The organism is Ruegeria sp. CDSC045 (assembly GCF_059610725.1).
This window is the reverse complement of record NZ_JBXWOE010000002.1, coordinates 1-24,432: the sequence shown is the minus strand read 5'-3', so window position 1 is coordinate 24,432 and position 24,432 is coordinate 1. Positions and strand designations below refer to the sequence as shown.

Genomic DNA, 24,432 nt, shown 5'->3' with positions numbered 1-24,432 from the left:
TACCATGCAGGTGTTCAGCGAAGGTCAATTAAACCTTTAAATTTTAAGAGAAAATATCCACTCTCACGGCGCTCAGATTTACTGTTCTTCAATTTTACGCCCCCAAAGCTGAAGGCCAACCAACTGGGTGAAGAGAACGATGAAACCGCGTGGGTTATCCGGGCGAAGGACGGCAGGACAAAGCGATATCCCTGTCTGGGCCGCATCCATTTCGCTGAATGTGCTTTCGTTGCTGATGCCAATTTCGATTCTGCTGATCTTTGATCGGATCATTCCGTTTCAGTCGGTCGACACCCTGCGGGTCCTGACAGTTGTGTTATTGGTCAGCGCAGTGTTGGAGCTGATTTTGCGTCAATGCCGTGCAATTTTGCTCTCGGCTGCAGCTGAGGATGCCGCTGTATCGAATTTCCAGCGGTTTATGACCACGGTGATCACAGCGAATACGCTGAGCTTTTCCAAGGTTCCGGCAAGCACTTACGCGGAACGTTTCGGGGCGATCGGCCAATTAAGAGATCACCAGGCCGGGCAGGGGCAAACTCTTTTGATTGATCTGCCATTCACCCTGTTGTTTGCGGTGCTGATCGGGTTGATCGGGGGTTGGCTTGTTTTGGTCCCGCTTGGAGCATTTTGTACGGTCACCATTTTCGCGGCCATCATGAAGCGTGCGCAATGGCATTTGTTCCGCCGTCGCAAATCAATCGACACGCGCCGCTATGCGTTTCTATCCGAGATTTTGACCAGCATGCAGACGGTCAAGGCCAACCGGATGGAGCCGCAAATGACCCGCCGTTTCGAGATGCTTGAAAGCCAGACAGTGGATATGAGCCGGAAGTTGATTCATTTTTCCGGTCTGGCCCAAAACTTCGGAGCGATCTTTTCGCAAATGACCGTGGCGGCCATGGGTCTGCTTGGAGCCTATCTGGTAATCAGCAATCTGATTGGCATCGCTGAAATGGCTGCCTGCATGTTGCTGAACGGCCGGATTGTGCAGCCGTTGACCAAGCTGATGGCGCTTTGGGTCCAGTCCGAGAATGTCGCGATCTCGCGCAGCAGGCTCGGCGAAATGGACAGTCTGCAGACGGTTTCCAGTGCGGTCTCTGATCAGCCAGCCTTGACCGGCAGGATCGAGATCAATGATGTCTCGATGAAGCGGTTGAATGGCTCTGGGCATAGTTTCGGCCCTATCAGATTTCGGGGCGCGCCTTCTGCTGGGGTTTTGATCGAAGCTGAGAAAAGCTGGATGGTAGATGAGCTTTTCGATGCCTTGTCCGGGCAACGAATGCCCGATCAAGGAGAAGTTTGGATCGACGAACGACCCGCAGTCCAACGTGCGGCACAGCGTGGGCAGGACGCCATGGTCATGCTCGAGGCTCAGCCAGCGATCCTGTCCGGCACGCTGTTGCAAAACCTAAGTGCTTTTGGTGATGCCGCGATGGTCGAGCGAGCAAAAACAGTAGCTGCAGCATTAGGGCTGGAGAAACGCATTCATCGTCTTCCTCTGGGCTATAACACTCCGCTGAACACCGGGACAGCATTTGAAAAAGACCCGGTGAACAGGCAGATGATCGCCCTGACACGGGCTCTGGCCTTGCAGCCGCGCATCCTGCTTATGAATGAGCCAACGGCAGTTTTGGACACCGCCGAAAGGCAAGCGCTGGCTGACTATCTGATGTCTGTTTCGCCGCGACTGACCCTGATTATTGCCAGCCCCGATCCCCGAATGAAGAATCTCACACAAGAGACAGTTCGCCTCAGGTCCTCTGCCGAGGGTGTGTATGCGGAATGGGAACTCGACACGACTTTAGAGCAAACAGCGGCAAAGCTGATCAGAAGGGGGGCGGCATGATTGCTTTGAACGCGCAAATTGCAGGGCAGTTGTTACAGCAGCTTCTGGTTCAGGGCGGATGGCGAAACCGTCCGGATGCGATCATCGAAGCTAGGCCACACATGTCCGAATGGTTTCGGGTAGAGGATATTCTTCAGACGCTCCGCAACCTTGGTATTCCCCATACGCAGTTGAGGTGCCGCGAAAACGAGATATCTGATTGGCAATGCCCGGCCATGGTCTTTCCAGATCAGGGAGGCTGCTATCTTGCGATAGGACGAGCAGGGGGCGGCATCCAGGTCAGCGACAACCTCAATCCCGATCTGCGTCTATTACAGCCAACACATCGTTCTTGCAGGGTTATCAGGATCGACCGGTTTGATCATCAACACGAAGACGACCGCCCGATAACTGTAGGAGCAGCATTTGGTGGCCTGCGGGCGATGATGCCATGGCTGATCATTTCGTCGTTTCTAACTAACCTGCTGGGGCTGACCGCGCCCCTGTTGGTCATGGCCATTTACGATCGCGTGATCCCGTCTGGATCAGTCGATCTTTTAATTTCATTGGCTTTCGGCGTGGCCATAATCGGCTTCTCCGATCTGTGTTTTCGTCACGCTCGTACCCGAGCGCTTGCTTACATTGGCTGGAATGGCGAACGACAGATGATGGAGGCATTGTTTCGCAAGTTGATGTCCCTTCCACTGAGCCAGCTTCAGAAGTCTGACATAAATCAGCAACTGTCCCGGTTCAGACAATTCGAATCCCTGCGCGACATGTTTACCGGTCCGGTAATGGGAGCTTTTCTTGACCTGCCCTTCGTTCTGATTTTCTTTGCGGTTTTGTGCTATCTGGCGCCATCTGTCGGTCTGTTGACATTGGGTTCGATCCTGTTCCTTGTCGGCCTTGGTATCTTTACCACTGCCTTTCAACAACGATTGGACAAGTCGGCGGCCGAGGCTAATGCGGCCAGTCAAGCCGCCATTCATGACGCGGTGCTGCATCAACAGGTGATGGTCAATCTGGGAATGCAAAAACAATGGCTGGCACGCAGTCTGCCCCTTGCTGAAGCCGGCGAACGCGCGACAGCACGTGCGCGTTTGTTTCAGTCATTTACCCAGTCGCTTGTACAGTCAATCTCTGGATCGGCGACGGTCGGGGCAGTCGTTTTAAGCGCATATGGGGCCCTGAATGGCTCATTGAGCTTTGGCGCAATGATCGCCTCCATCGCGTTGGTGTCCAAAGTGCTGGCTCCGATTCAATCTCTGTACACCAGCTTCCCGCAAATTCTGTCGTTCCGGTCCAGCAGCACACAAGCCGATCGAGTTCTTGGACTGCCCGAAGAGTTGGAAATGGGGCTCAAGCAATCGCATCAGAAGACGCTTAGCGGTTGGGTCTGTTTTTCGGGGGTGACGTACCGTCCCGATCCGTTGAATCCTCCGATCCTTTCGCAGGTCAGTTTCCAGTGCAATCCGGGTGAGGTCGTGCTGGTCATGGGGAGTGATACGGCAAGTCGCACTGCCATTCTCGACCTGATAGACGGGCTGTATAGCCCCCTGAGCGGCACCATCGAGCATGATGGGATAGATATTCGCCAGATCGCCCGTGACGAATTACGGAAATCCGTCACATACGCAACCTATGAGAAATCCTTGTTCTACGGCACGGTCGCGCAGAATTTCCGCCTGGCGGTGCCCAGCCTTTCTCCGGACCAGGTTGCCGAGGCTCTGGACAGGATGGACCTGCTGCATGATCTCGAACTTTTACCAGAAGGCCAGGAAACGCGACTGACCGACACTGTTCTGTCGCAGTTGCCTGAAGAGGCGGTCAAAGCGCTGACTCTGGCTCGCTGTATGGCGCGGCCTTCTTCGCTCTTTCTGTTTTCCGAACCGACCAATGGTCTTTCGGATCATCGGCGTCACCTGTTCAAGCACTGGGTTGGTGACAAGCGGGGGAAATGCACTGTGGTCATCGCAACCGCCGACCGCTCATTCATGCAGATTGCCGACCGTTTCATATTTCTCAATGGCGACAAGGTTGCTGTGAATGCCACCGGAGTGGCTGGCCGGAAGAAGCTGCAAGCTGTGTTGAAAGCGCTCGGAGGATAGCCATGGCCATATTCTTGAATAAACCAATCCCGCAAGAGGCGTCGGAAGTGAACAGCCGAAATCGCAGCAGGCAGAAACCGCGCCTGGCAGCCTTTTTGGCATTGACCTCTTTGGGGATGATCGCTGGCCTGATTGCTCTGTCAGCGCAAACGGCGATCCCGCAAATCACGCGCGCACCGGGTACAATCATCCCTTTCGGAGACTATTTACAGATCGAGACGTTGCAGGGCGGTGTCGTTCAGTCTGTGCATGTCCAAGACGGTCAGATTGTCGAAGAGGGCGATGTCCTGATTCAGCTTCAACACCCAGACCTGTTGCACGAGCGCGATGTCCTTGCGGGGCAGATGTCAGCGGTCGGGCAGGAATTGGCGAACGCGCGTGCCGTGCTGACAAAACTGGGCAGTTCAGAACCGTTGTCTCAGTCGGAAATCGAGGTTCTTGCCCTGAGCGGTTTAACAAGCGCTTCGGCGGCGCTGGAATTGTATGCCGAAAGTCAGCGTATCCAGCGCCTGTCTATCGCCCAGCAAGAGGGGACACTTTCTATCCTGGCCAAGGCGGCCACGGTCGCTCAGGAACGGGTGGACAAGAAAGAGATTGCCCTGCAGCGATACGCCCAGTTGCAGTCACAAGGCCTCAAATCCCTAAGCGATTTTCTGGAGGAAGAGGATGAGGTTGATGCATTGCGCGCTGCCGTCTCTGACGCGCGGGTCCGGGTTGCGGAACTCAGGAACGCCCTGACCTTGGCAAAGGCATCTCTGGCCCGGGAAACCCTTTCGTTACGCGAAGAAACGCTTATTCGGCTTTCCGAATTGGAACAGGAAGATGCGCGCCTGCGTGTATCGGTTGGCGTGGGTACCTCCAAGCTGGACGCCCTGCGCATTTCTGCTCCGGCTCGTGGCATCATCCAGGCGGTCACACACCCTAGCCCCGGTGAGGTCATCGCCCCCGGAGAGGCGATATTTGAACTATTGCCGACACGACAGGAACTGGTTGTCGAGGCGAGGATACCCAATTCCGAAGTTGGGCATGTAAGCACTGATCAGCCGGTCGCCGTCAGCATTGATACTTTTGATGTGCGTCGATTTGGGAAAGTCCCGGCGCGTCTGAAATCGGTCTATCCGTTGCCGTTGACAGATGAGCAGACCGGGGAGACCTATTTCCGCGCAGCCTTTGCCCTGTCCCAAGACAAAGTCGGATCGGGATCGTTCCAACGTCCTTTGAGTGCAGGCATGACTGTGGTGGCAGAAATGACAACCGGAGAGCAGACTCTTTTGTCATACCTATTGAAGCCGGTTCAACAGACTATCGAGGGGGCATTCAAGGAGCGCTAGATTTTTTAGCGCATCTCAGAGCCAGAGGAAATGAAGATGTAACTGCCGGAATCCTGCCTGAATTCGTTTTCCCAAGGGCCGGCTTACAACAGCATCGGTTTCGTAAAACAGAGCATACAAACATCCAAAACACTGGGCATTCAGTGTCGATTTGTCCACCGCAAGGATATTAGAAACTAGCGGGAAATGGTGGGTGATGAGAGACTCGAACTCCCGGCATCTTCGATGTAAACGCAGCGCTCTATCCTAATCCGCACGTGCAACAAGGTGCTGTTTCCCCCCTGCCGCAATCAGCACTACCTTGGAGAGATATCTAGTGTTGTCAGTGGCTTGAAGGTTGCACAATCTTCTGGACGTATCATGATCATATGACATCTTTCTTAGATCAGGTCTGTCGCTGATCGAACTGAAAAAAGAGTTGGTGCAGCGGTAGCGCCGCGCTGCATGCACAGCCGCAGGGACTATGGGGGCAATTGTCCCTCTGTGATCCTTAGATAGGGGCTCCAAAAAGTGTGTTGCAAATCCTTGTCGGCCCCCACTTGGTGTGTAGTGGAAAAGCAATCTAACTATTCGCAACGTAACAATACACCGAGGCGGAACTTGGTCGGTGTCATTCCGGTTTGACCTCGGAAAAAGCGAGTGAAATGGGACTTGTCGGAATAGCCGAGCATCAGACCAATCTCTGCGATTGTCATCTGGTCTTCTTTGAGGTGCTCTTTGGCGACATCGACACGCAGCCGTTTGATTTCACGGGGTAGCGTTGTGCCTTGTCGCTGAAGCGCTTTCAGAAACCGTTCCGGTTGTATTCCCAGCATTCCAGCCACCATCTCTGGCCCCAAATCGGTTTCATCCAGTTTGTCGCGTAAGACAGAGCGCAAAGCTGCCACCACGGTTACTTCTTCCTCTTGTTGAGGTGAGACTATGGGCTTGGCAGAGCCCTCAGAGACATGGTGCAAAAACAACCAATCCACAGGAAAACTAATTTGCATTCCGGGATCAGTCCCAAGGCCAACCTCGATCCCTTTGTAGTCGATAGGCAGACCATTGATGTATCTGCTTTCCCATCGCACACGCGAAGAATCCCAAGAATCTCCGACGACGGTCTGCAATAGGCGTACATAGATTGCGGCACCAAAACCGGTCACCTGAATGGGCGGGACAGTTGGTTCCTGTTGCCTCTCGATACGATAAGTCGCTTTGTCTGCTTCGATGACGAGACTGTGCCGCACAGAATTGGACTCCTGCGGTACGAGCCCAACAAAGCGAGTAAAAAACTCGAATAGCGTTTTTGTAGATTGCAAGGCCTGAGCGAAGGGCGGCCATCCTTGTAGGTCAAACGCCTCCCCTACATTCAGTCCTAGGTATCGATCCCCTGATACTTCTGAGAAGGCATTCACCAAACCGTAGACCAGCTCTGAGTGAACGAAGACGGATGGGTCAGACAACAGTTCGGCTTTCAATCCGACCTGGTCCAATGCTGGTTGCGGATTGATCTTGCGTTCGGTGAGATATTGCAAAAACGGAGCGGCTAAGGAGAGGCGAATAAAGCCCTCGCTATGCTCTTGAGAGGTGGAGTTGAAAGGCAAGCTCGTCACCCGTGTGATGATTGGTCGATTTATTCAGTGGCCATTTTTACGATCACATTCGAACATGCCAATTCAAAAGTGGCAACCGAGGCAAAATTTTCCGGACTACAGTTGGCAAAACATGAATATGAAGGGAGTACTTATGTCCGGTCTACGAATGTCGCTTTGCTCGACGGTAATTGTCGCTGCAGGTCTTTCTTTTTCAGCGTCCGCGCAGGCTCAAGATCAAGAAGAACCCCAAACGTTGTTTACCAACGTGCACATCTTCGATGGCGTGAATGAACAGCGTATCGAGAATGCCAGCGTATTGGTCGAGGGCAACCTGATTAAGTCCGTATCAACCGATGCGATCGATGCCCCCAATGCTACGGTCATCGACGGAGAAGGGCGGACGCTGACACCCGGGTTTATTGAACTGCACGCACATCTCATGCTGATGGGGCCGACCTTGCCTGCGATGGAGGCCAACACGACCTGGGAGGACTTTGCCATACACGGTGCGCGGATGGCTGAGATGTATTTGATGCAGGGTTTCACCACTGTCCGGGATGCTGGTGGCGCTAATGGCGGACTACGTAGGGCGATTGACTCGGGGCAAATCGAGGGCCCTCGTTACTATCCATCTGGGGCGTTTATCGGAACACGCGGTGGTCACGCTGACTTCGCGAATTTCACAGCACCACCTGGTTCGGAGACAAACATGGGTCGGCTGAACATGGCTCAGGAGGTCAGTGGTGTCGATGACGTCTATAAATTCGCACGTAACAACTTTCGTATGGGCGCGACGCAATTGAAATTCATGCAATCCGGTGGTGTCGTGTCGGCATTCGACCCTTGGCAATTGCTGGCCGGGTCGCCCGAAGAAATCAGAGCCGCCGTGCAGGTCGCGAATGAATATGGCAGCTATGTCATGGCGCATTCCTATCGTAAGGAAGCTATCCTGAGTGCGCTCGACGCAGGTGTTATGTCAATCGAACATGGTTTTTCTTTTGACTGCGAAATTGCCGAAGTCATGAACGAGAAGGGTGCGTACATTACAACAAACCTAACGGCATTTGACCCCGGCCTTCTCGACATTCCGGCTGTGGCGAATGTTCCGGTGAGCCTTGCCAAGGCAAAGTCTGCCTCGGCCACATTTGCAGGCTATATCGACAATATGAAAGAATGCCCGGTGAAGCGGGGTTTCCAGACAGACTGTGTTGGTTCGGTAGAGGCGTGCAATATCCAGATTGCCTACGAAAAACACTTAAACAATGATTTCTTCGGCCCCTATACGTCCATGGTCACGTTGACATCGACGGGTGGCGAGGTAGTCGCTCTATCAGGAGACTTTATGAACCCCTATCCCGAAGGCAAACTGGGTGTGATCGAGGAAGGCGCCTATGCAGACATCCTGCTGATCGATGGTAACCCACTAGAAGACTTCTCGGTTGTTGGCACGGGTGATCAGTGGTTTGGTGCCGATCCGAGGCCGGAAAGCCCTGAAACGATCCGGCTGATCATGAAGGACGGTGTGATATACAAAAATACACTGAATTGACCCCAAAACTCGACCGGAGAGTATTCATGTTCCTTTGGTTTCGTTCCGTCTTGCTCGCGGGTTTGGTCTGTTACGGTCATTCTGCCATGGCAACGCCAGGAGCAGCGCTGGACTGGGCAGACCTCCCGGACCCATCTGTGCAGGTCTTTGAGGATCCCTATCGGGACCTCAGCCCCGAACAGTTCGACGACGTCCTATTCGTTGTGCGGATGCGTGGCAGGCTGCAGCAAGACACTGGCAGCGCGGAAGAAAGACTGAAATGGCAGGAACTTCTGACCGAGACCGAGGATGCCTTGGCGGGAGTTGGCGTTGATGTCGATTGGCTGCTCGATCAAAGAGAGCTTGTGAAAGAACGGCGAAGAAAGGCAGGAACAAACGGAAATCCGCAATTCGACGGTCAAACAATAACAATCGCGGGCTTTGCCATCCCGGGCCCGAGCGATCTAGACGGGCGATCTGTGGCGTATCTAGTGCCAGAACGAGGAATGTGTAGCCACATGCCCCCGCCCCAACCCAATCAAATGATTCGCGTGCGGTTGAATGGCGACTGGACGCCCAGCTATTTCCACGAACCCGTTCGGCTGACGGGCACGCTGACTATCGATCCCACTGTTCAGAATATGATGGTTGTGGACGGCCTCATGCCTATGAGTGCGACATTCCAGCTGGAGACGGAACGTGTCGAAACTCTGGAAACCGAAGCAGACAGGCTGGAATGGAAGCAGCGTGCCGCTGATCGTATCCGAGCGGCGGGCAATCGCAAGACCGGCAGGGCAAAGGCGTCTGAATGATAAGACTTCTCGTTGTCGTACTGAGTATTGTCTTTGCCGGCGCGGCGTCGGCTCAAGGTCTGTCCGGGCCCTCTTCGGTCGAAGCTGATCTTGAGCCCGGAGATGGACTGACCGATCCACAATATCGTTCCGATTTTCCGCGCAATACCGCACCGGGTTGGTTTCAGTGGAAAGACCGACTGGCGGAGAATGGGTTTCGGTTCAACATTGATTACTTGGCATTGGGCCAAACCACGAACGCGGATCTGGGGGAGGGCGAAGCTGCCAGCGGAATTGCGCGGTTCTATGGCAGTTGGCAGGCGACTGAACAGGGGTCTCTGACATTCAAGATCGAAGACCGGCACAACTATACCGATGTTGCCCCACAGTTTCTTGGTCTGGATGGTGGAGCCCTTTCGATCACGGGAACAGCCTTCAACGATAATGGTTTGCTATTGACCAACCTGTTCTGGACCCAAAGGGCCGAGAACGGTTCGTGGACGCTGCAAGTCGGCCAGATTGATGTAACGGACTTTGTGGACATTTATGGGTTGGTAAGCCCATACAGTGGTTTCCAAAACCTGTCTTTCAATACCAACCCGACAATCAACGCACCCAACCAAGGCCTTGGCATTGCAGGCGGGATAAAGCTGAGCAAGAACCTCTTCGCCGTTGCGAGCGTCTCAGACGCAAACGCCGACCCGTCTGATCCAAACTTTGATGTGTTTAGCGACGGCAATCTCTTCAAATCACTCGAACTTGGTTACACCTCTGACTTTGATCGCATTTACTTCGACAATATCCATCTGACCCTCTGGCATGCGGATGCGGCTGACGATGGTAGCCGTCCAGAAGATTACGGTGCCGCGTTCTCAGCAGCATGGTTTATTGACAATAAGTGGATGCCGTTCTTCCGGGCAGGGGCCTCAAAAGGGGCAGCAGCACTCTATGATCGGTCCGTTTCTGCGGGTATTGGCTACTACGGTCGCAATACTGATTTGGCCGGGTTGGGCCTGAACTGGGCCGAGGCAAGAGGCATAGATGGCGATCAGTTCACACTCGAAGCATTCTACCGTTTTTCAATCGCACCCGGACTGCAGATCACGCCATCACTGCAGTTCATTTCTGACCCGCTGCTGAATCCCGCTCAGGATAGCATTACGCTGTTCGGCCTAAGAACCCGGATCGTTTTCTGAGGTGGATCGAAAGTAGCAGCTAAGATCAAAACAGTTAGGGACGTTCTGTCATGAAGACCCTGTTGGCCGCATGCGCCATAGCGATCACTTTTGGTGGCGCACTACACGCCAGCGAGGAAAGCAAGACTTGGGATGCGTCAGAAGAGGCGAAGCATTTCGTGCAAGACATAATCGTCATCGGCGTGTTGGCCAGCCCATACGGCAGTGGTTGAACCGACTACAACCAACTTCATACCTACTTCGCGCGGGCTCGGGACTTTCGCAGCACTTCACCAAGTGTCATCTCGGATACGCCCACACTGAGGGTTGGGGTTAGCAATCCCCTGTCGGTGCTCATCTCCGTTTCACTAACCCACTTCGTCGCATCAGCACGCTTATGAATAGACTTAGATCGGGATTGCCCGTCCTTCCGCACAGTCGCTTGCCACTTCCCGCTAGGTCGTTTTACGATTGTTGCCATAGCTCATATCTCCTGTGTTGGAGACATCATCTCCGTTTAAGTGCAGCGGAGGCGCAGCGGACACAGTTTCATGCGCAGCACAGCAAAAGGTGCTAGCCGCGTAAGACCTTGATACATTGTAGGGAAAGAATGGTGGGTGATGAGAGACTCGAACTCCCGACATCTTCGGTGTAAACGAAGCGCTCTACCAACTGAGCTAATCACCCGTGAGGCTGCATTTAGCCAAGCCAGCGCGCGGGCGCAAGAGGGTCTGGCACAATTTCTTTCACTGAATTTAGACAAGGCGGGAATCTGGGGTGATATCACAGCCAACCGAGCTCCGATTTATCAGACTTTCTGAGGGATCACGAAATCTGAACCGGTCGTTTCGGACCAGGCACCTTCAAAATATCTTGGGTGTTGTAGCGGCTATGGATTGCCCGTTTCAAAGGTTCTTATTCACGATGCGTCCTATCGATGCTTGCGCGCCCCCCGCCGCCTCAGATATCCCCTGATGGAACCTTAACCTACGAGACGGGAACAATATGACCCTGTCATCCGCAAGCCGTTTTCTGGTTGCTGCTATTGTTTTGGGTAGTTTGATATCGACTCCGCAGCGTGCAGAGGCCGACGATGTTTTGGTTTTTGCTGCTGCCAGTCTGAAAAATGCTCTGGATTCACTTGTGCCGAGTTTTGAACGGCAAAGTGGTCAGGAGGTTGTCATATCGTATGCGGCGTCTTCTATACTGGCACGTCAAATTCAACAGGGCGCCCCGGCGGATGTGTATATTTCAGCCAACAGTGACTGGATGGATGTCCTTCAGGAGAATGGGCTGATAGATGCTGGATCGCGGGTTAACCTTTTGGGAAATGGGCTTGTCCTGATCGGTGGGCCGACGGCCGTTGAAATTGAGGGGCTTTCCCCGCAGACGGACATCTCAGCCGCTTTGTCAGGTGGGCATCTTGCGATGGCCCTGGTCGATGCCGTGCCTGCAGGAATTTACGGCAAAGCGGCGCTGCAAAACCTAGGTCTTTGGGATAGTGTTCAGCAGCAGGTGGCGCAGACCGACAATGTACGCGCGGCTCTGGCTTTGGTTGCCGCGGGGGCTGCCCCCTTGGGTGTTGTCTACCGATCGGATTCCCAGGCCGAGGATCGGGTGCGGGTTGTGGCCTCTTTCCCTGCAAATCTTCACCCGGAAATTGTCTACCCGGCCGCTGTAACAACGCAAGCCTCAGCCGAGGCATATGCATTTCTAAGCTACTTACAGACGGGCGCAGCGATGACAGTCTTTGCAGAGCAGGGATTTGCCCTGCCGGGCGACTAGCCGATGGGTTGGCTGGGACCGGAAGAACTTGAGGCGCTGAAATTGTCGCTGCGTGTCTCTTTCTGGGCAACGCTGGTTACTTTGCCCTTTGGTGTATTCGTTGCCTATGCACTGGCACGCTGGCGCTTTCCCGGGCGACAAGTGTTGAATGGGTTGGTGCATTTGCCATTGATCCTGCCGCCCGTTGTTACGGGATATCTGCTGCTATTGACCTTTGGTATTCAGGGCCCGATTGGTGGACCTCTGGCGGGGCTTGGAATTGTCTTTGCGTTTCGCTGGACCGGCGCGGCGCTGGCCGCCGGGATCATGGCGTTTCCGCTGATGGTCCGTGCTATTCGCCTTTCGATCGAAGCCGTCGACCCTAAGCTCGAACAGGCCGGAGCCACGCTGGGTGCCTCGCGTCTTTGGGTTTTTGTCACCGTAACTTTGCCGATGATTCTGCCGGGGGTGATCGCCGGGACCATCCTTGCCTTTGCAAAAGCCATGGGTGAGTTCGGCGCGACGATCACCTTTGTTTCGAACATACCTGGACAGACACAGACGTTGCCATCGGCCGTTTATGCGTTTCTGCAGGTTCCGGGTGGTGAGGCGGCGGCGATGCGGCTAGTGGTGATATCGGTCATCATCGCGATGGGGGCGCTGCTTTTGTCAGAGTTTGTCGGTCGTCGCGCCGCGGCAAGGGTGTCGGGGACATGAGCCTTTCCGTCAATCTGCAACATGATCTGCCAGGTATTCAGTTGGATGCCAAATTTGATGCGCCTGCCGGGGTGACGGTTCTGTATGGAAGGTCCGGCGCCGGTAAGACGACAATCGTTAACGCTGTTGCGGGATTGCTGGAGCCCAAAGCTGGTCGCGTATCCGTGGACGGATGGACGTTGTTCGATACGGAAAAGCGCCTTTGGCTGCCTCCGCATAAACGCCGCTTGGGGTATATTTTTCAGGAAGGACGGCTGTTCCCGCATCTGACAGTGCGCCAGAACCTGTCCTATGGGCGCTGGTTTGCGCCCAAAAGCGTGCCGCGCGAAGACCCCGATAAGGTAATTGAGATGTTGGGGATCGGGCATCTTCTGGACCGTCGTCCACTGAGCTTGTCAGGTGGCGAGAAGCAGCGTGTCGCCATAGGCCGCGCCTTATTGGCCAGCCCGCGTCTGATCCTCGCGGATGAGCCTCTGGCCGCATTGGATGATGCACGGAAGGCCGAGATACTGCCCTATTTCGAACGGCTTCGGGATGAGATTTCGGTGCCGATCCTTTATGTGACCCACTCGGCAGCCGAAGTTGCGCGGCTGGCAACTTCTGTCGTTGCCCTGCAGGACGGCAAGGTGGTTCGGCAAGGCCCGGCTTCCGAAGTGATGGCTGATCCTTCTGTGGCCCCGCTCGGTGTCAGAGCCGTTGGTGCGGTGCTTCAGGTGCAGGTATCAGCTCACCATGCAGACGGGTTGACCGAGTTGGCAGCCGAAGAGGCGCGCCTATTTCTGCCGCGTATTCCCCATAAGGTCGGCGAAAGCCTGCGTATTCGCATCCCCGCACAAGAGGTGATCCTTGCCAGTAAGCGGCCCGAGGGCCTGTCAGCGCTGAATGTACTGGAGGGCAGGGTTGATACGATCCGAGCCGGGGAAGGCCCCGGTGCGATCGTCTCTGTCATTACACCTGCAGGGACTATTCTGGCTCGGATCACCCGACGTTCGGTAGAAGCCCTTGGGCTTGCTGCGGGCAAACCTTGCTTTGCGGTGATAAAAACCGTGGCGCTTGCGCCGCAGGATGTCGGTGGGCGGCTGCACTTTGAGAATTGAAACGGCGCTTTACGGAAAGCGCATCTGTTCTATGATTTCCCAAGGAAACCATTTTGTCCGGGGTCGAGCACCATGAAATACTTTGTATCAACATGTATTCTAACGCTGATGATGGTGCCTGCCATGGCCCAGGCTGTTGGGTTCGGGGTCGGTATAAACCCCGCATTCCAAACGACAGTGACACCACGTGACAATGGCGTTTACGAGGTCTCAACCAGCGGCAGTTCTGCGCCAGTGGCCTATTGGTGCGGGATCGGGGATTTTGCGATACGCACGCTTAGAACCAAATCGAACCAGCGTATTTACATAACCCGGGCCTATGACAAACAGACACGGACGGTGCAATTCTCGCTGACTGCGCCCGAAGGGGTTGATACGACGCCGGGCTATTCGGTTACTGTCAAACGCGTTGGCGAGAACATGTCAGCGGCATCGGCGCAGCGCTATTGCTCTGACAATTTCATGGATTTCGGGTTCTGAAACCTCGGAAGTAAAAAGCACCGCAGAGGCAGGTCAGGCGTTAGACCCATTTGGCCAAGGGCGGCAGGCTCATAAGCACTGCGTCCGGGTCGTGCCCGGTCTCTAGCCCGAATTTGGTTCCGCGGTCATAGACAAGGTTGTATTCGGCATAGAGCCCGCGATGAATCAGTTGGGTATCCTTATCGGCGGCGTCAAAGCTCTGTTGCCTGCGCTTTTCAACCAAAGGCAGAAAGGCTGGCAAGAAGGCCCGCCCGATATCCTGTGTCAGGGCAAAGTCCGATGACCAGTCCCCGGTGCAATAGTCATCCAGAAAGATACCGCCGACACCGCGGGCGCGCTTGCGGTGCGGGATAAAGAAATACTCGTCGGCCCACTCTTTCAAACGCGGATAGTGGCCCGGTCCGTGGGGATCCAGATGGGCCTTCTGGGTTGCGTGGAAATGGGCAGTGTCTTCGTCATATTCGATACAGGGATTCAGGTCTGATCCGCCGCCGAACCACCAGGCGTGAGGTGTCCAGAACATGCGCGTATTCATGTGAACAGCAGGAGCGTGCGGGTTCTGCATATGGGCAACCAAGCTGATACCCGAGGCCCAGAACCGCGGGTCCTCGGTCATTCCGGGAATGCCTTTTCGGGCAGCCATTGCCTGTTGCGCCCGTTCCCCGAGCTGGCCGAATACTGTCGAGACATTGACGCCGACTTTCTCGAACACGCGGCCGCCGCGCATCACGGACATCAAACCGCCACCGGCGTCCGCCCCGTCATCGGAATGCCGTTTGGTCTCTTTGACTTCGAAACGACCGGGTTGAGCATCGGAAAAAGGTCCGGTGTCGTGGGAATCCTCAAGCTGCTCAAAAGCGTTTACGATTTCATTGCGCAAGTCACGAAACCAGGCTGCGGCGGTGGCTTTTTCAGTATCGAACATCTGTTTAATGGGCCGGGGCTGCGACGGGGTCCAGCAAAGTGCGTCCGCCGTCAATGGTTAGGATTTGTCCAGTGATGAAACCTGCGGCGTCCGAGGCAAGGTACTGTGCGGTTTCGGCCAGTTCGTTTGGCGCGGCAATCCGGGAAAGGGGTGTGTGCTTTTCGATATCATCCCGAAATGTGCGATTTTCCTTGAGCGTGGATTGCAGCGAAGCGCTCATCACCGATCCCAGCGCGATCGAGTTCACGCGGATGCGGTTTGGGGCAAGGGCAACGGCCAGGGATCGGGTCAACTGATCAAGCGCTGCTGTAGACACCGAATAGGCCATCAGATCGGGATGGGTGCGACGGGCAGCAATCGAAGATAAATTGATGATGGATCCCGCAGGGTTTTCGTTTTCATCATCACCGGATTGCTTGATCATCCGTTTGGCAACAAGTTGGCTCAGTCGCAAGGCAGGCATCAGGTTCTGGTTCAATAAGGTGCGGACCGAGTCGTCTTCCATGTCCAATGGATCAGACGGGATAACCTGGCGCGAGCCATTTATCAGGATGTCGACCTGTTCGAAAGCGTCAATCGTGGCCGAAAGCAGGTTCGCAATCGTCAGCTTTTCACGCAGATCCCCGGCGAAGAAACGGATGTTGCTGTCATCTGCCTGCTCGCCCAGTTCATTGGCCAGTCGTTTTTCATCCATGTCGGCGAACATGACATTGGCCCCGGCATCCGCGAAGTGACGTCCGATGGCCAATCCGACACCATTTGCACCACCTGTGACGATCGCGGTCTTGCCGGCTATGGAAAAGGACATGCGTGTTCTCCTGATGTGCGGTGCAGGTTAGCGGGTATCACCGCCGAGGGCGAGAGACGTGGAAGACCTTGAAACGATTGTCCCCGGTCACTTCCTTCACCTGCGCGAAGGCCTCGTTCAGCGTAATTTCATAGGGTAGGTGTCGATTGGCGACCATCCAAAGGGAACCGCCCCGTGTCAGACTGCGCGCAGCAGATTTGATGAATCCCTGACCCAACGTGGGATCAGCACTGCGCGATGTGTGAAACGGCGGGTTCATAATGACCGTATCCAGCGGCTCAGGCGCGCGCCAGGTGACCGCGTCGGCCCAGTGGAACTGTGCACGGTCGTCTTTTACATTTGCACGAGCACATTGCAGGGCGATGTGATCGGCCTCGACCAGATGCAATTCCTGCAGCCCCCTTGCACCCATTAGCCCTGCGGACAGGTATCCCCAGCCAGCCCCCAGATCGGCGACCCGACCGCCCAGTTTTTCAGGCAGGGCAGCAAGCAGCATTACTGAAGCCGGGTCGACCCCGTCTGCAGAAAATACTCCGGGCGCTGTCTGAAATCCGTCGGCGGATTGGGTGGCGGGTGCGGCCCAGTCCTCGAACGCGTTGGCGTCGGACTGAAACCAAAAGATCTTGCCATGTGCTTTTGCGATTGGTCCCTGCACGGCAACGCGTTTGCGAATATCCTTCAACAGGCTGTCGATGCCATTTGTCTTGGCGCCGTCGACCACAACCAATCCGGCCGAACGCTGGCAAGCCTGATACACGAGGCTGCGGGCCAAAGCCTTGGCACGCGGCAGGAAAACGATGGCGTCCTGGCACAGGTCATCGGCCTCGGGCGTGGCCCTGAATCCGTGATCCGCAAAATGGTCGTGAAACGGCTTGAATGGCTGGACTACCTGCGTATCTGAAGCCAGCCCAGCGAGGTCTTCCTCGGGCGTTGGCCCAATCACGGACAGGGGTTGCGCGATTTCAAGGCCGCTTTGCAAGGCAAGATCTAGGCGAGGGGACATTGGCAATTCCGAAAAGAGGTCAGCAGGCGTCGCCTTACTCTTCGCGTTCCATAGTGCACTGCAGGGGGTGTTGATGGCGGCGAGCAAAATCCATGACTTGCCCGACCTTGGTTTCGGCAATCTCATGACTGAAGACACCAACAACGGCGACGCCCTTCTTGTGGACGGTTAGCATGATCTCGAACGCCTCTGCGTGGGTCATGCCGAAAAAACGTTCCAATACGTGAACGACAAACTCCATCGGGGTGTAGTCGTCATTCAAAAGCAGCACTTTGTACAGCGGCGGGCGTTTGGTCTTGGGGCGCGTCTGTACCAGGATCGACGAATCTGCATCGTCGTCCGATTTGTCAGACATCATCCATTGGTTCTCAAACATTAGGCGCAAACGTCCGATTCAGGCTTCGGTTTATCTGTGCGCTTATATAACGTCCAATGCGTCAGATAAAAGAGCCAGCAGGACGTTATCCAAATGGGCGAAAAACTAACCACAATCGGGTTCGATGCCGATGACACGCTGTGGCACAACGAACGGTTCTTTCAGCTGACGCAGGCACATTTTGTCGACCTGCTATCAGATCATGCCGAATCGGATCACCTGATGGACCGATTGCTGGCTGCCGAAAAACGCAATATCCGGCATTATGGGTATGGAATCAAAGGCTTCACCCTCTCCATGATCGAAACGGCGATCGAAGTGACCGAAGACCGTGTTCCTGCAGGGGTCATTCGCCAACTGATCGAAGCGGGGCAAGAGATGTTGGCCCATCCGATCGAGCTGTTGCCCTATGCCCGGCAGGCCATCGAAAGCGCTGCCGACACCCACCGCGTAATCCTGATCACCAAGGGTGATCTGATAGACCAGGAACGCAAACTTGCGCAATCCGGTTTGGGCGATCTTTTCGACGGGGTCGAGATCGTGTCTGAAAAGACCCCGGAAATCTATCGCCAGATCTTCGCGCAGCATGGCGAGGGGCCCGCTGCGGCTATGATGGTCGGAAATTCGATGCGGTCCGATGTGGTTGCTCCGATTCAGGCCGGATGCTGGGGCGTATACGTGCCGCATGGGCTGGTCTGGGAGATCGAGCAGGCCGACGTGCCGGCCGACAGTTCCAGATACCACGAATTGCCCGATCTTAGTGGATTGACGGCGCTGGTTCGCTCTTTGAGTTGATGTTGCCATTTGGTCGCAGTTTCCGAAAATAGGGGCCAGTCGACGACACAGTCTTGACGAAATGGCAGGTTTAGCGGTGCGCCGCCGTTTGCACCGCCACATCTAGTGGGTCTTTGACATACGCTGAAAGCGTTAAAGTTATGAGCTTTCGGTTTCTTTCGCGGGGGTGCTGTGCTACGCTGATGAGCAATAAAATAAATAGTAGCTGACCGGGAAAACCCGGCGGCCTGAGGTAGACAGAGGCAAAAATCGTGCAGGTACGGCGGACAGTTCCGGCCCCTATGGGCGTATTCCTTGCAGCATTCCTGTTGTTGTTTTCCTTCGCTCCGGCGCAGGGCATTGCTGCCCCATATGCGGCGATGGTGATCGACGCGCGAACGGGCGAAGTGCTGCATTCCCGAAACGCCGATACACGCCTCCATCCGGCCTCGTTAACCAAAATGATGACACTGTACATCGCATTTGAAGCGGTTCGGAACGGCGAAATCACTCTTGATACGCAGGTGACCATCACCAAAAAGGCTTCCTCTGAACCGCCTTCAAAGCTGGGTTTGCGTTCGGGGCAGAAGATTGCTTTCCGCTATTTGATCCGTGCGGCGGCGGTGAAGTCGGCCAATGACGCAGCCACTGCCATTGGTGTTGCCCTCAGCGGGTCCGAGGCCGCCTTTGCGCGCCGCATGACACGTACCGCCAAGGCGATGGGAATGAGCCGTACAACCTTTAAGAACGCACATGGTCTGACCGAGGCCGGACATCTGTCGACCGCACGGGACATGACCACGCTGGGGCGGCATCTGCTGTATGATTACCCGCAATATTACAACCTGTTTTCGCGCCAATCCACGAATGCGGGGATCAAAACCGTTCCCAATACGAACCGTCGCCTGCTAGCGGCCTATCGCGGTGCGGATGGGATCAAGACGGGCTATACCCGTGCAGCTGGGTTCAATCTGGTTGCCTCGGCCAAGCGCAAGGACGAACGGATCATCGCGACTGTCTTTGGTGGCAAATCCGGCGCATCGCGCAATGCCAAAGTAGCCGAGCTGTTGGACATGGGTTTCCGCCGCGCCCCGTCGCGCGCGCCGATCCGCAAACCAGCCCGGCCGGCCTATGCCGGTAATGCAGGTTTGAATGCGAAAGTCGCCAGCGTAAGCGGCGCGCCCACCAGAAGCCTGCGACCGGTTCTTCGACCCCAGCGGGGGAGTACCGTTCTAGTGGCGAACAACGTCGCCGCAACCGCAGCCAAGAACGACGCGCGGATTCAGGACGGTATCGCCGCAGCCATCGCCTCGGCAGGTGTAGAGACGCCGACCGAAGGAACGACGCGCCCGACGGTACGCACAGATGATCTGGTGCTGGCCTCGGCAGAACAGCCCGAGCCAGAGCAGGAAATCGTCACACGCTTGTCGACCTCTGGCGGTCATTTGTGGGGCGTGAATGTGGGGCGCTATACGACCCGGTACGAGGCTGAAAAGGTTCTACTGAAAACGGCCCTGTCGGAAATGACCACATTGGAAGGCACGCTGCGCAAGGTCAATCAAAACTCACGCGGGTTCGATGCGACGTTCCAGGGCATGACCCGAGAGCAAGCCGATCTGGCCTGCCGCAGACTTCGGGCCCGCAATGTCACCTGTTTCATGATCGGGCCGTCATAAGACCCGACATATACTCTCCTGGATGGGTCTGGCCACGGAATTCCGTGGCCTTTTTTTGCTGAGCGAGCGTGCCGTAGTAGGCGGCAGGGATCAGGTCAGTCGAATACGTGGCCGTGCTGATATTGCTCATCCTGACCGGCGGCCGCAGTCAGGGCCGCGACGTTATCTTTGGTAAAGAACCCATCATACTTATGACAGCGCTCGATATACTCGGTGATCAGCAGAGTGTTCTTCGAGTGTTTTGAGAAGATCTGCTTGAGGTTCGGATCGTCTTTGCACTCTCCAACCACATGGGCCAGGAATGGCACCCCTTGGTCTTTCAGAGTGTTTACAACGAAATCCACATTCTTTTCGCCCGCACCGTGATCGCCGTCCAGAATCTCGATCGCCATGTGATGCAGCCGACGTCCGAAATTGCGGACGAAATCCTCGGTTGGCATGGGCCGTTTGGCAAAAGAGTTTACAAACGAAGGCGTATTATTGGCTGTAAATACCTTGGCCGGGGATTTCTTGTCATCATCCACACCGGCATTGCGGTTCACATTGGTCGACGAATTCATGTCGAAAATGTTGTACGCCCCCCAGAAATAGTAGGGCACCATCGTCAGAAATTCGAGGATCGCATCCTCTCGCTCACCAGCCAGAACGCGTGTCGCCAGATGGTCGATGCCCAACATCAGTGAAGAGATATCGCTATCGGCACCAAAGGCAGCAGCCTCATCCAGTCGCGCTTGTTCTGCGCTGCTGAGCAATACCCTGTCGCCCAGACCCAAACTGTCGGTATCGTTGAAATCCAGCGTTGAATAACCGACCCGGTTGCAGGTGAAATCAGAAGGGGTGGTGAACCGAAGGCCCTTTAGCGTGTAAAACGGGTTCTCGGTGTCGCCGGAATATTCGAACCGGATATTCTGATCCTCCAGCGTTTTGGTCAGCGTGTTCAGGTCAGTGGCGCTAAACACTTCGCCAACATAGCGCGTTTGCGGCGTGTTTCGTGCCAACGGGTACATGCGGTTGATGCGCGGGATGAAGTCTTCGAATGTCGGGCTAAGCGGAGCCATCACGATGAGCGCCGGGTAGTCCAGGTGTGAATGCAGGACCGAGTATTTATGCGTCCGTCCAAGATAGCTGGCCGTGTGGCGGTATGGCGACATCACATATAGCTCGACCAGAGTGTCGAAAAGAACGTCAGTTTCGACCTGAAGCACGACAGCGCGCATGGACCCAACCTGCTGGGCGACACCAGAGCTGGCACGGCGTTCGTAAATTTTTGGCAAATACTCGTTGAAGAAGTCCGAATTCTTCTTGTCGCCGCGTGGTTCGTAAGACGCTAAATCAAAAGACATAAAGTAACTCCTTGCCCAGACTAGGCAAACCAGGTGCGGTTCGTTGCCGGGATTGTGGTATTCAGAACATATGCTTGCTGACATGCTAGGGAGGGAATTCAACCTCGGCAACAGTCTGAGTACGGGCGGACGCATTGCACCCGCGGGATTAACGCAGGAACTTTGTCACCTCGACACCGCCCGCGATCAGGTTTTCGCGGACCGAATGCGCAATCTGAACGGCGGTTGGTCCATCCCCGTGCAGGCAGATCGTGTCGATCGCGGTATTAAGCCTTTTGCCGGTTTCGGTAATGATGGCCCCCTCGCTGACCATTTCCAGAATTCGAGGCCCTGCAATTTCGGGGTCGTGGATGACGGCGCCGGGCAAGCTTCGGTCGACCAGAGTGCCATCGTCGTTATAGGCGCGGTCGGCAAAGATCTCGCCGACCCACTTGCAGCCCAATTCCCGAACGGCTTCTTCCTGCTTGGTGACGGCCAGCACCATGATGATGATATCTGGGTTCACGTCCAGCGCGCCCTGATAACAGGCCCGCGCCATGTCGATATCGACCGAACACATGTTGGACAATGCACCGTGCAGCTTCAGATGCCGGACCTGCGTTCCAACGGCGTTTGCCATACCGATCGCCGATCCCAACTGATACCGAACAAGATTTCGCAGGCTATCGTGGGGTATTTTCATATTGCGACGGCCAAATCCCTGTAGGTCAGGAAAGCCGGGATGCGCGCCAATGCCGACACCGTTTTCCGCAGCCAGGGTCATCGTTTGCGCCATGACGTCCGGATCGCCCGCGTGAACGCCACAGGCAATGTTGGCCGAAGTGATAATCCGCAACAGGCTTTTGTCATCGCCCATGCTCCAGGGGCCAAAGCTTTCCCCCATATCGGCATTAAGATCTACGCTGAGCATCGGCAAACTCCTTAATCTGTGGCAGAGATCATTCCGCTGACCAGTTGATAAGATAGCAGGTCAGCAATGTCATGAGGATCACGGATCAGCGGTTCGACCTTGGATGGCAGGTTGGCCAGTTCTTTTTGAAAAGCCGCCTGCAGGGAAATGGCCTCGTCCATTTCGACCAGCCTGAACTGAAGCTGTACGCCCGCCGGGGTTTGCGCAGCCCGCGGCAGGTCACAGGGAAGGACGGTCGCAATTCTGGGATACCCGCCGGTTGTCTGACACTCGGGCAGCAGAATAAAGGGATTGCCAGTGCCGGTCATCTGAATGTCGCCGGGGGTGATGACCTCGGACAATATGTTCAGCTGCCCCTTTGCGGCGAAGCCCTCTCCGTCGCTTTCCAGCTGCATTCCCATGCGATTTGCGCGGGACCCGCGAGTGAATGTCGTCCGCAAAAAGCGGTCTAGCGTTTGCCGGTCGAACAGTTCGGTCTGAAAACTGGCCACAACCCGCAGCGAACCGCCCGAGAACCGATCTTCAGCCCGCAACTTCTGTCCTGCCTGCTGTGACGCTGCCCCGGCGGATAAGCTGTCTCCGGCCTGTAGGGCGCGCCCGATTTTGGCAGTAAGGTGAGTTGAGCGGGACCCCAGAAACTCCTGCATCTCAATACCGCCGCCCAGGTGCAAATATCCATAGGTTCCCCGTGTGGCGGCCCCGATCATCACCCGCTGTCCGGTTTCAAGGCGGTAAGAGGCATTCCACGAAATGGCAGTGCCATCAATACTGGCCCGCATCGGTGCGCCCGTCAGTGCAATCTGTATGGGATGAGTGGCCTCAAATTCACCGCCCATTCCGACCATTTCAAGCGCGGCAAGTTTTGGGCTTTGTCCCAGCAATGCAGCGCCTTCGTGCAGGGCCAGTAAATCTGCTGCGCCAGATCGGGACAGCCCTTGATCCAGATACCCGTGGCGGCCTTGATCCTGTATTGTACAAGCAGGCCCTATGCGCAGGACAGACAGGCTCAAACCGCGATCTCCTGACAGGTTGCGCCGCCTGATCCATCAACGTCATTGGCGCGTATCGCTTCTAGTTCCTCACGCGTGACTGACACGAACTGCATTTCGTCGCCGGGTTTCAGGGCAAAGCTGTTCTGTGCTTCAGGACGAAAACAGCGAAAAGCGGTTTGGCCGATATGTCGCCACCCGGTTGGTGAGGGCCCCGAGAAAAGGACAAATTGCGAAATCGCCAATACCAAAGCGCCCTCGGGCACCATCGGGGTCAACTTATTGAGGCGCGGTATGTTGAACTCGGGGCCGAGCGGGCCAAGATATGGCTGACCAGGAGCAAATCCGATCGTCAGGACGCGGACGGTTGTGGTGCTCAATCGATGAGCGGCTTCATCGGGGGACAGCCTGGCCGCAGCCGCTGCCTCATCTAATTGAGGGGCAAGCGCGCCGCCATAAACCGTGGGGACACTCCATAACCTGCGCCCCTGGGGGAGGGGCGCTTTGTACCAATCCTGCCGCCGCAGCAGCTGCTCGACCCGTTCGCGAAGGTTTGCGTGGGCAAACTGGGATGGTTCAAATCGGATATAAGTCGACGCTAGCGTCGCTGAGGTTTCAATGACACCTTCCCACCGTTCAGAATCCACCGCAGCTCGAAACGCCAATGCTGCCCGGTTCGATGGCTCGGCCATGGTTTCGGCGAAAGAGACCAGCAGGCCGTCAAAGCCGACGGTGCATATGCGTGGGAAGATGGCGGCGTGTGTTCGTGTCATCTCGCTGCGTGCCAGTATGTAACTAGTCAGGTGACCTGAACGCAATCCAGAGCGTTTCGCAAGAGAGGGTGCAAAGTATTTGCCGGTGCATCCCCGTTTCAGACCGCGTGCAGGCAAATTCCGACTCGGTGCGGGTGTGTTTCATACCCGGCGACTCATACGAGTCTTGTAGTAGACGTGGGGAGCTCAACAATATGTTGATATCGGGCATAGCTCGTACGGAAAGCAGTGTGGATACCTTAGGCGTGATAATGGGCTTCCCTGGGTGCATCGGCCGAATTTATCACCTTAATTATCTGAATTTATTGAGTAAAATAAGAAAGTGCAAAAAAGTTGCTCAGGGCGTGATTTTCTGCTTGCGGTGTATGTTTGTAATGCTTAGAACCCCCTTCACCGGCGCTGCTGAGGCGCTTGGGACACACTGGAGAGACGGTGGGACGGGTTGGAGAGACGGCCGGACGC

22 protein-coding genes and 1 tRNA gene are annotated in these 24,432 nt (G+C 55.5%); 13 read left to right on the top strand and 10 right to left on the bottom strand.

Going from position 1 to position 24,432, the window contains the following annotated elements:
- The first annotated feature begins 139 nt into the window (after window positions 1-139).
- From AC2FH6_RS05285 to AC2FH6_RS05275, 3 genes are read left to right on the top strand one after another with little or no spacing between them, the layout of a single operon-like run.
- Window positions 140-1,846 carry an ABC transporter transmembrane domain-containing protein gene (locus tag AC2FH6_RS05285; RefSeq protein ID WP_496701564.1) on the top strand — a complete coding sequence of 569 codons (1,707 nt, stop codon included), beginning with the start codon at window positions 140-142 and terminating at the stop codon, window positions 1,844-1,846.
- Window positions 1,843-3,933 (top strand): ABC transporter transmembrane domain-containing protein, encoded by a 2,091-nt coding sequence (locus AC2FH6_RS05280; RefSeq protein ID WP_496701562.1) that lies wholly within the window; start codon window positions 1,843-1,845, stop codon window positions 3,931-3,933. The genes AC2FH6_RS05285 and AC2FH6_RS05280 overlap by 4 nt, the downstream gene beginning before the upstream one ends.
- A gap of 2 nt (window positions 3,934-3,935) precedes the next feature.
- Window positions 3,936-5,264 (top strand): HlyD family type I secretion periplasmic adaptor subunit, encoded by a 1,329-nt coding sequence (locus AC2FH6_RS05275; RefSeq protein ID WP_496701560.1) that lies wholly within the window; start codon window positions 3,936-3,938, stop codon window positions 5,262-5,264.
- Between the two features lie 566 nt (window positions 5,265-5,830).
- Here the strand turns inward: AC2FH6_RS05275 and AC2FH6_RS05270 are convergent.
- Window positions 5,831-6,859, bottom strand: coding sequence for an AraC family transcriptional regulator (locus tag AC2FH6_RS05270; protein WP_496701558.1), 1,029 nt, complete (start codon window positions 6,857-6,859; stop codon window positions 5,831-5,833).
- Here AC2FH6_RS05270 and AC2FH6_RS05265 point away from each other — a divergent pair.
- From AC2FH6_RS05265 to AC2FH6_RS05250, 4 genes are read left to right on the top strand one after another with little or no spacing between them, the layout of a single operon-like run.
- The gene (locus AC2FH6_RS05265) at window positions 6,840-8,390 is read left to right on the top strand and encodes an amidohydrolase family protein (protein ID WP_496701556.1); all 1,551 of its coding nucleotides are present in this window, start codon (window positions 6,840-6,842) and stop codon (window positions 8,388-8,390) included. The two genes, AC2FH6_RS05270 and AC2FH6_RS05265, sit on opposite strands and share 20 nt — an antisense overlap.
- Window positions 8,391-8,416: 26 nt before the next feature.
- The gene (locus AC2FH6_RS05260; RefSeq protein ID WP_496701555.1) at window positions 8,417-9,181 is read left to right on the top strand and encodes a DUF3299 domain-containing protein; all 765 of its coding nucleotides are present in this window, start codon (window positions 8,417-8,419) and stop codon (window positions 9,179-9,181) included.
- Window positions 9,178-10,356, top strand: coding sequence for a carbohydrate porin (locus AC2FH6_RS05255; RefSeq protein WP_496701553.1), 1,179 nt, complete (start codon window positions 9,178-9,180; stop codon window positions 10,354-10,356). Before AC2FH6_RS05260 ends, AC2FH6_RS05255 begins: the two co-directional genes overlap by 4 nt.
- Window positions 10,357-10,406: 50 nt before the next feature.
- A complete protein-coding gene (locus AC2FH6_RS05250; protein ID WP_496701551.1) occupies window positions 10,407-10,568 on the top strand; it encodes a hypothetical protein in 162 nt (53 codons plus the stop codon).
- Window positions 10,569-10,946: 378 nt separating this feature from the next.
- Here the strand turns inward: AC2FH6_RS05250 and AC2FH6_RS05245 are convergent.
- A tRNA-Val gene (locus tag AC2FH6_RS05245) sits at window positions 10,947-11,022 on the bottom strand.
- Between the two features lie 318 nt (window positions 11,023-11,340).
- On the opposite strand from AC2FH6_RS05245, the gene modA reads away from it, so the two are divergent.
- The 4 genes from modA (at window position 11,341) to AC2FH6_RS05225 (ending at window position 14,393) form a co-directional block, all read left to right on the top strand.
- Window positions 11,341-12,120: a molybdate ABC transporter substrate-binding protein gene (gene modA, locus AC2FH6_RS05240; RefSeq protein ID WP_496701550.1), complete on the top strand. Its 780-nt coding sequence runs from the start codon at window positions 11,341-11,343 to the stop codon at window positions 12,118-12,120.
- A gap of 3 nt (window positions 12,121-12,123) precedes the next feature.
- Window positions 12,124-12,816, top strand: coding sequence for a molybdate ABC transporter permease subunit (gene modB, locus AC2FH6_RS05235; RefSeq protein WP_142635905.1), 693 nt, complete (start codon window positions 12,124-12,126; stop codon window positions 12,814-12,816).
- Entirely contained in the window at window positions 12,813-13,913 is a 1,101-nt protein-coding gene (modC, locus tag AC2FH6_RS05230) for a molybdenum ABC transporter ATP-binding protein (protein WP_496700658.1), read from the top strand. Before modB ends, modC begins: the two co-directional genes overlap by 4 nt.
- 72 nt (window positions 13,914-13,985) lie before the next feature.
- On the top strand, window positions 13,986-14,393 hold the full coding sequence (locus AC2FH6_RS05225) for a hypothetical protein (protein WP_496701542.1): 408 nt from the start codon (window positions 13,986-13,988) through the stop codon (window positions 14,391-14,393).
- Window positions 14,394-14,433: 40 nt separating this feature from the next.
- Here the strand turns inward: AC2FH6_RS05225 and hemF are convergent, their stop codons facing one another.
- Genes hemF through clpS form a run of 4 tightly spaced genes read right to left on the bottom strand, consistent with a single transcriptional unit; the run spans window position 14,434 to window position 17,505 of the window.
- Window positions 14,434-15,318, bottom strand: a complete 885-nt coding sequence (hemF, locus tag AC2FH6_RS05220) for an oxygen-dependent coproporphyrinogen oxidase (RefSeq protein WP_281995301.1) — start codon at window positions 15,316-15,318, stop codon at window positions 14,434-14,436.
- A 4-nt stretch (window positions 15,319-15,322) separates the two neighbouring features.
- Window positions 15,323-16,126: an SDR family NAD(P)-dependent oxidoreductase gene (locus AC2FH6_RS05215; protein WP_142635913.1), complete on the bottom strand. Its 804-nt coding sequence runs from the start codon at window positions 16,124-16,126 to the stop codon at window positions 15,323-15,325.
- A 37-nt stretch (window positions 16,127-16,163) separates the two neighbouring features.
- On the bottom strand, window positions 16,164-17,129 hold the full coding sequence (locus AC2FH6_RS05210; protein ID WP_496701540.1) for a class I SAM-dependent methyltransferase: 966 nt from the start codon (window positions 17,127-17,129) through the stop codon (window positions 16,164-16,166).
- A 34-nt stretch (window positions 17,130-17,163) separates the two neighbouring features.
- Window positions 17,164-17,505: an ATP-dependent Clp protease adapter ClpS gene (gene clpS / locus AC2FH6_RS05205; protein WP_496688683.1), complete on the bottom strand. Its 342-nt coding sequence runs from the start codon at window positions 17,503-17,505 to the stop codon at window positions 17,164-17,166.
- Between the two features lie 93 nt (window positions 17,506-17,598).
- Between clpS and AC2FH6_RS05200 the strand changes: the two genes are divergently transcribed.
- A complete protein-coding gene (locus AC2FH6_RS05200; protein WP_496688681.1) occupies window positions 17,599-18,300 on the top strand; it encodes an HAD family hydrolase in 702 nt (233 codons plus the stop codon).
- Between the two features lie 281 nt (window positions 18,301-18,581).
- Window positions 18,582-19,955 carry a D-alanyl-D-alanine carboxypeptidase family protein gene (locus AC2FH6_RS05195; RefSeq protein ID WP_496701861.1) on the top strand — a complete coding sequence of 458 codons (1,374 nt, stop codon included), beginning with the start codon at window positions 18,582-18,584 and terminating at the stop codon, window positions 19,953-19,955.
- A gap of 95 nt (window positions 19,956-20,050) precedes the next feature.
- Here AC2FH6_RS05195 and AC2FH6_RS05190 read toward each other — a convergent pair whose 3' ends face one another.
- The 4 genes from AC2FH6_RS05190 to AC2FH6_RS05175 all read right to left on the bottom strand — a co-directional run bounded on the left by AC2FH6_RS05190 (window position 20,051) and on the right by AC2FH6_RS05175 (window position 23,970).
- Entirely contained in the window at window positions 20,051-21,298 is a 1,248-nt protein-coding gene (locus AC2FH6_RS05190; protein WP_496701539.1) for a hypothetical protein, read from the bottom strand.
- Between the two features lie 148 nt (window positions 21,299-21,446).
- Complete coding sequence (locus tag AC2FH6_RS05185; protein WP_496700652.1) at window positions 21,447-22,208, bottom strand: LamB/YcsF family protein; 762 nt, start codon at window positions 22,206-22,208, stop codon at window positions 21,447-21,449.
- An 11-nt stretch (window positions 22,209-22,219) separates the two neighbouring features.
- A complete protein-coding gene (locus AC2FH6_RS05180) occupies window positions 22,220-23,218 on the bottom strand; it encodes a 5-oxoprolinase subunit C family protein (RefSeq protein WP_496701537.1) in 999 nt (332 codons plus the stop codon).
- The gene (locus AC2FH6_RS05175) at window positions 23,215-23,970 is read right to left on the bottom strand and encodes a 5-oxoprolinase subunit B family protein (RefSeq protein WP_496701535.1); all 756 of its coding nucleotides are present in this window, start codon (window positions 23,968-23,970) and stop codon (window positions 23,215-23,217) included. The genes AC2FH6_RS05180 and AC2FH6_RS05175 overlap by 4 nt, the downstream gene beginning before the upstream one ends.
- Window positions 23,971-24,432 lie beyond the last annotated feature (462 nt).